This window comes from Nitrospira sp. BLG_2, assembly GCF_049222245.1.
In genome coordinates, this window is sequence record NZ_JBLYIG010000012.1 from 1 (window position 1) to 6,506 (window position 6,506).

A 6,506-nucleotide genomic window follows, 5' to 3' on the forward strand; every position below is an offset into this window, starting at 1 on the left:
GGCACGAGAGAGATCCTCTCGGATATCGGAACGGGCGGGAGAAAGACCGACCTGTTCCATGACTATACGCATGACACAGGCGGCCATTTCGTTGAGCGGTTCGAGGAATTCCATCGGACGCAGGGTGGGACACTCTCCGAAATGCATAACACGCGGATGTTCAGCGGGACCAAATGGATCCCTGATCCCGTCCATCAGGGGCAACATCATCCCGTGCAGATGCGCGGGTTCATGGATGAACAAGGCAATGTGGTCTACGCCGAATTTCAAAGCGGCCAGTATGGGAAGACGTGGAACTACAAGGTGGTGGATGGTAAGGCGCAATGGGGTGTTGCCGAGACGGCTCAGCCCACGTCTGGTGGACTGGGTGTGACGAATTTCCGTTCGCTCTCCAAGAACGAGGTCGAAACGAGTGGATTAGCTTCGACCCAGGTCATCGGGCCTGATGGAAAGCTGCTCTATGAGAAGGGGGATAGCGGCATACAGGTGATCGAATGGGATGTGTACAGGCATGAACTCCAGCGACGGGTGAACATCGGCGCCGAATATCCTGTCTTTGGGCACTGGGATGCGAAAGAATTTACCAATGAAGACAGTGGGGCGAAGCAAACCCTCAGGGCGATCGGAGCCGGCAAAACAGCAATTGACATTGTCACGGGCGCGGGTAATCTGCCCATGACGGGTCGCCGGCTTGGTGGAGTATTCGGAGGCGGATCGGGGGCCGCAGGTTCAAAAGGAGGACCACTTCCAGGAGGAGGTCCCACTGGTCGGCCTGGCATGCAGCCTGGGCCTGGGACTTCGCCCCAGAGGATGGAAGACCTCCAGAGGTTCCAAGACGATCTTACTCATGCACTCAAGCAAAGTGGAATCGACATTACTGGAGCGAAGGGCGCTGGTAAGCACATTCAACCGTGATCCCCTCGCATCAATAGGAGTGCTTGATGCGCATTGCGGGATCGGAACACTTTCGCGTGTCACGCAAGTAGCCCTGGGGAAATGGCTACTGTTCGTAAATTGAAGTAAACCTTTTCCCCTGACAATGTGTAGGTGCACTCATCATGGTGTGGACCCGATTAGAGGTCTTGTGGCGGCAGCTGAACAGCTGGTGGAACGGCCTTGGATGGGAGCTATCTCAACGAGGAGATGAGCTGGGTCTGTTGGATTCCGATCCTGAGTCCAAAGGGGAGGAACTGAATCCTGGAACTGGTTACCCGATGCTCGACGAGATCTTGGATGTCCACGGAAACACATATGGCAGAGGAGAAGACTCTCTCTGCGATGATGACTAGCCGTCGGCTGATGCGATGACTGTTATCAGTTGTTGTGAGTGTTGGACGCGTTTCACACCCATGGTATTGGAGCCGCGCTGAACGTATCCGACTCCGACTCGTTGGAGGGGATATGCTGCGGACTGATAGCCGATAGCCTGCGGGAGTCGCAATCTACCCCGGGAGGCAGAGCGGGACGAAATCTGGAATAAGTGTTGGTTTGCAAGTAGACTTGCCTTCCAGTGGAGCGCTGAGGCTACCGTGTTATGCTGCACGGGTGGGCCGCAGCAGACTCATTAGTTGGACGGACAAAGGAAACGACGATGACGGATCGTGAGCACCACATTCAAGACCTGTTCACCGCCGAGCTGCAGTTTCGCCTCGCGTCTGCGGTGCGGCTCGCCGTCACGGGGAATCGGCAGCCGCTGGATCTCCCCATGGAGTGGGCCCACGGTCAACATCGCGTGCGGTACGAGGAGATTGCGCTGCGGCAGGATCAAGCTGACTATGCAGCGGCGTTCCTTCAGCAGTCCGCCACATACCTCATGGCAGTCGCGATGAAGGACGCGATTCGGACCGTCGTGCCTGATCCGAAGACGTCTCCAGACTCCGATGTGCGGGCCGCTTATCAGATCGCGCGACTCATTCGGAACGCTTTCACGCACGCGCCTTTCTCGCCCACGTGGTCGATCGATCCCGACTGTCGAGACAAGACCTTCGCCATCCCCGGTCTGATCACCCTCGATACGACTGGCCTGCACGGAACGGCCTTCGACTGGCGCCACTATGGAGGCCCACTGGCTCTGTTCCGCCTTGGCCAGTTCGTTCGAACCGAGATCTTGAGAGACGACCCTGCGCCACGGAAGATCGTGCCGATCCCCGGCAGGACGATCGTACAGCAGGGCGACCTGATCCTGGAGAAAGTGGACGCGATTCCGCCGGACGCCGTTCCTGTCGAACGTAACAGGCGCCCTGATGGAGGCATCGACGTCGGTGGCTGAAACGTGCTCTACCCAGGCGACAAGGATACATTGCCGCGTGATGGCCCGAGCTGCCTAACAAGCCGTTGCGAGGCCGACGCTTCGCGTCGCCGCTGAACGGCATGACGTTGGGCGGCGTCTATGCCGCGCATGTGGTCGTTTCGCACTAATATACCCGTTGAAGGTGTTTCGATGACATGAGAATTGCGCACATCCATATCGAGAACTTTCGGAACTTCCACAACCTGGATTTCGCCGTTGGTCGGTCTGCTGTGATCCTTGGCGAAAACCAGATCGGCAAGACGAATCTACTCTATGCGCTGAGACTGGTTCTTGACCCATCCTTGCCGGACAGCGCTCGCCAGCTCAGGGCTGAGGATTTCTGGGATGGCATCGCCCGCCCACTGGATAAAAACGCACGCATACGGATTTCCATCGACATCGCGGACTTTGAGGACGACGAGGGGCACCTCGCTGTCCTTGCCGAACACCTCGTTCAACCTGAGCCGATGGTTGCTCGTCTGAGCTACGAGTTCGGTCCCATTCCAGGCTTGGACCATGATCCGACCAAGGACGATGACTTCGAATTTTCGACCTATGGCGGCGACCGGCCGGAAAATCGAATCGGATATGACGTGCGCAAGCGGATACCGATGGAGGTCCTGCATGCCTTGCGCGATGCGGAAGGAGATTTGGCACGATGGACGAAGTCGCCGCTCAAGCCGCTCATTGACAGAGCGAAGTCGGATGTCAAGCGGTCCGATCTGCAAGCGATGGCAGATGGTGTTTCCAAAGAAACCGACAAGGTTGCCGACCTGAAGTCGATCAGCGGCCTTGCATCCAGAATCAACGACAAGCTCAAGGGAATGGTGGGAACCAGCCAGGCCATCGAGACTGCTTTGGGATTCTCGCCCGCCGACCCTGAGAAGCTCCTGCGGGCCCTTCACCTCCTATTCGACGGCAAGAAACGCGACATTTCGGAGGCAAGCCTGGGAACTGCAAACGTTCTCTACTTGGCTTTGCGATCTCTCGACCTTGACTCGCTGGTTGCCGAGGGAAGCCGCGAGCACACCTTCTTCAGCATAGAAGAGCCGGAAGCTCATCTGCATCCCCATCTTCAACGGCTGGTTTATCGAAGCTACCTGCGGTTGCGGCAGCCGACTGACCGGGAGGGCGAGAAGGAGGCAAGTCCTGTCACCTATCTTCTGACCACCCATTCGCCCCACATCGCCAGTGTGACTCCGGTCGAGTCGCTCATTCTGTTGCGTAAGGACACCAAAGAAGACGCCACGGTCGGCGTTTCCGGGGCAGCAATTGAGTTAACCGAACCGGAACGCGATGACATTGAGCGTTACCTCGATGTCTCCCGAGCAGAAGGACTTTTCTCGAGGGGAATTCTTCTTGTGGAGGGCGACGCTGAGAAGTTCCTCGTTCCGGTCTTGGCGGCACGGGCCGGATCTGACCTCGATGCGTTGGGAATCACGGTCTGTTCTGTTGGGGGCACGAACTTCGTGCCATACGTCAAGTTCTTTGGACCACAGGGACTGAATCTTCCCTTCGCGGTTTTGACGGACCTTGACCTCTATAGCGCCAAGGATGGCGCGATCCGTGACTACGGAAGAAGTCGCGCCCATTCTCTTTGTTCATTGATCAGTCCAAAGACAAAAATTCCAAGGGACATCCAGAAGGCCGAGTTCTATGAGAAGTTCGGCATCTTCCTCAATCACTCGACGCTGGAAATCGAACTCAACAACTCTGGATGTATCTACCTGATGAACTCGGTGATGCAGGCGCTGTGTGATGTTGATGCCGCTAAGGAACGCTTTCAGGAGCTTGATAACAACACGAAGAAAGCGAAGGAGGTCATCAATATCGACGATCCAAGACGATTCATCAAGGACATCGAATACGTGGGGAAAGGTCGATTTGCGCAGCGGCTGTGCGCGGAGCTGTGCAAACTCGACCGGAAGCACGACGTGTGCCCTCCCTACATCCTGAAGGCCATCAAACATGTCACCCAATAGACCAATAGCGAACTATTTGTCGGCAGCGGAGGATCTGCGGCGCAATGAGCGCCAGTGGGCTGCCTATGAGTCGCGTGGTCATTGCGTGGTGCTGGCCGGGCCGGGAAGTGGCAAGACCAAAGTGTTGACGACCAAGATGGCGCGGATGCTGGCCGAGGATGTTCGTGTACCTCGAGGAATCGCCTGCATCACCTTCAACAACCAGTGCGTCAAGGAATTGAAGAAGCGGTTGGGACAATTGGGCATCGAGGAGGGCTCGAGGGCCTTTATCGGCACGGTGCATTCGTTCTGCCTCCGAGAAGTCGTGATTCCATACGCCAAGCTCGCGGGATTCGATCTGCCCGATCCGCTCAAAGTCGCTACGCCAAGCGAACGGGAAAAGCTTTTCGCCGATGCAGTCAATGCTGTCATCGGCAATGAAAATCCACAATACGTGCGCACGCCCTTCGATGAGTTCCGGCGGACCGTGCTGGATCGAACTTCTGAAGAGTGGGCAGGTAATGATCGGTACGCCCCGCTGGTCGTCAAGTACGAGCAAGTGCTTAAAGACGCGGGCAAGATTGACTTTGACGGGATGGCATTGGCCGGATTGGCTTTGATCAAGGCCCATGCATGGGTTTGCAAGGCGCTGAAATCCAAGTATCCGATCTTGGTTGTGGACGAGTACCAGGATTTGGGTATTCCGCTGCACCAGATCGTCATGCATCTCTGCTTTGACGGCGGCATCCGGCTGTTTGCAGTTGGCGACCCGGATCAGTCTATTTACGGCTTCACCGGGGCGCGGCCCGCCCTCATGAATGAGCTTGCGTACCGCGAAGATGTCGAGGATGTCTATCTTCGGCTGAACTATCGCTGCGGCAAGACCATCATCGTGGCATCCACAACCGCACTCGCCGAGAATCGCGACTTCGAGTCCGCCGAAGACCACAAAGGGGTGGTTCAGGATTACCAGTGCCAGCAGGGATTCAGCGAGCAGGTATCGCTTGCCGTGGAGACCATTGTTCCTGAGGCGCTAAAGCGTCGCAAGAATCGGAAGCTCGGGGACATCGGCATCCTGTACCTGGATCAGTATGACGGAGGGATCATTGCTCAGGCTGTGGAGACAGCGGGCATCGAATATGTGAGATTCGACCAAGGCAACCCGTATCAGCGAACGCCGATTATCGCATGGCTTGAGGACTGCGCGGGCTGGTGCGCCGGTGGATGGAAGCTGGGCGAACCGAAACTCTCGACATTGTTGCAGGGGTGGGTGCGCTTCAACCCCTCTTTGTCCAAAGAGTCGGAAACCATGGCGTGCCGAAGGGACTTGGTGAGATTCCTCTTCGCTAATCGCTTGCCAGGTGCACGCCTCCTCGACTGGCTCAATGAATTTGCCAAACAGGACTTGTATGCACGGATCAAGAGCGACCTGACGATGGCGGACGAGGCAGAGGCGCTCGAAGCTCTGCATGAAGCCAGCAAAGATGGTAAACCGCTCGCCGAGTATACCGTGGCCAACTTCGGTGGCCAGCGCGGCTCTCCTGACCGATTGAATCTGACGACCATCCACAGCGCCAAGGGACTGGAGTACGACGTTGTGGTCATGATGGGACTGGAGCAAGGCCGCATCCCCTACTACAAAGTCTCGCCTCATCAGGAAAAGGAGGCTCGGCGCTTGTTCTATGTCGCCATGACCCGGGCGCGACACGAAGTTCATCTTCTTTGGTCAGGATGGTACGAGCGCAAAGGCAATCGGTATTCCAACGGGCGGTCAAAATTCGTGGACGACGTAATGAACCAGTTGAAAGATAGCGCCAGTGAAATCCGTCGCTCTATTTGAAGTGGCTTCTCGTACAAATGCTGCAAGCGAAATGCGCCCCCAAAGGCGCTCCAGCGGACGGCTAAACGCCGCCGCTGAGCTTTCACGTTTAGACAGTCCAGCACTTTACTAAGTGAGCATGAACGCAACCGAATGGGATGAGCAAGCGCTGTCGTTGGTCCGCAAGGCAGTGCTTGCCCCTTCAAGCCATAACACCCAACCCTGGCTCTCCCGAGTCGCGAAGTCAGATATCGATCTGCTCGCGGACCGAACCCGAGCCTTGCCCGTCAATTATCCCGAATATCGCGAACTTGCCATTAGTTGCGGATGCTCTCTGATGAATCTGCGTGTCGCCTCCGCGCACCGCCGATTTCGCATTGAGGTCCAGCTATCGTATCCGATGCCGGAGAGCTGGATTGGCTGGCGCCTGTATGCT

Annotated in this window: 4 protein-coding genes and 2 pseudogenes; all 6 read left to right on the forward strand. The window is 56.7% G+C overall.

Features of this window, described 5'->3' with window-relative positions:
- Positions 1 to 915, forward strand: a pseudogene (locus ACOSYY_RS00380) (hypothetical protein); the annotation flags it as partial.
- A gap of 143 nt (positions 916 to 1,058) precedes the next feature.
- On the forward strand, positions 1,059 to 1,289 hold the full coding sequence (locus ACOSYY_RS00385) for a hypothetical protein (protein WP_421660239.1): 231 nt from the start codon (positions 1,059 to 1,061) through the stop codon (positions 1,287 to 1,289).
- 302 nt (positions 1,290 to 1,591) lie between these two features.
- Positions 1,592 to 2,269: a hypothetical protein gene (locus ACOSYY_RS00390; RefSeq protein ID WP_421660240.1), complete on the forward strand. Its 678-nt coding sequence runs from the start codon at positions 1,592 to 1,594 to the stop codon at positions 2,267 to 2,269.
- A 176-nt stretch (positions 2,270 to 2,445) separates the two neighbouring features.
- Positions 2,446 to 4,272, forward strand: a complete 1,827-nt coding sequence (locus tag ACOSYY_RS00395) for an ATP-dependent nuclease (RefSeq protein ID WP_421660242.1) — start codon at positions 2,446 to 2,448, stop codon at positions 4,270 to 4,272.
- Positions 4,259 to 6,091, forward strand: a complete 1,833-nt coding sequence (locus tag ACOSYY_RS00400; protein WP_421660243.1) for an ATP-dependent helicase — start codon at positions 4,259 to 4,261, stop codon at positions 6,089 to 6,091. The genes ACOSYY_RS00395 and ACOSYY_RS00400 overlap by 14 nt, the downstream gene beginning before the upstream one ends.
- Before the next feature lie 118 nt (positions 6,092 to 6,209).
- Positions 6,210 to 6,506, forward strand: a pseudogene (locus tag ACOSYY_RS00405) (hypothetical protein); the annotation flags it as partial.

Excerpts from the sequence above, each read along its gene's own strand:
- ACOSYY_RS00385 (WP_421660239.1), top strand. The coding sequence starts at position 1,059 with ATGGTGTGGACCCGATTAGAGGTCTTGTGGCGGCAGCTGAACAGCTGG.
- ACOSYY_RS00390 (WP_421660240.1), top strand. The coding sequence starts at position 1,592 with ATGACGGATCGTGAGCACCACATTCAAGACCTGTTCACCGCCGAGCTG.
- ACOSYY_RS00395 (WP_421660242.1), top strand. The coding sequence starts at position 2,446 with ATGAGAATTGCGCACATCCATATCGAGAACTTTCGGAACTTCCACAAC.
- ACOSYY_RS00400 (WP_421660243.1), top strand. The coding sequence starts at position 4,259 with ATGTCACCCAATAGACCAATAGCGAACTATTTGTCGGCAGCGGAGGAT.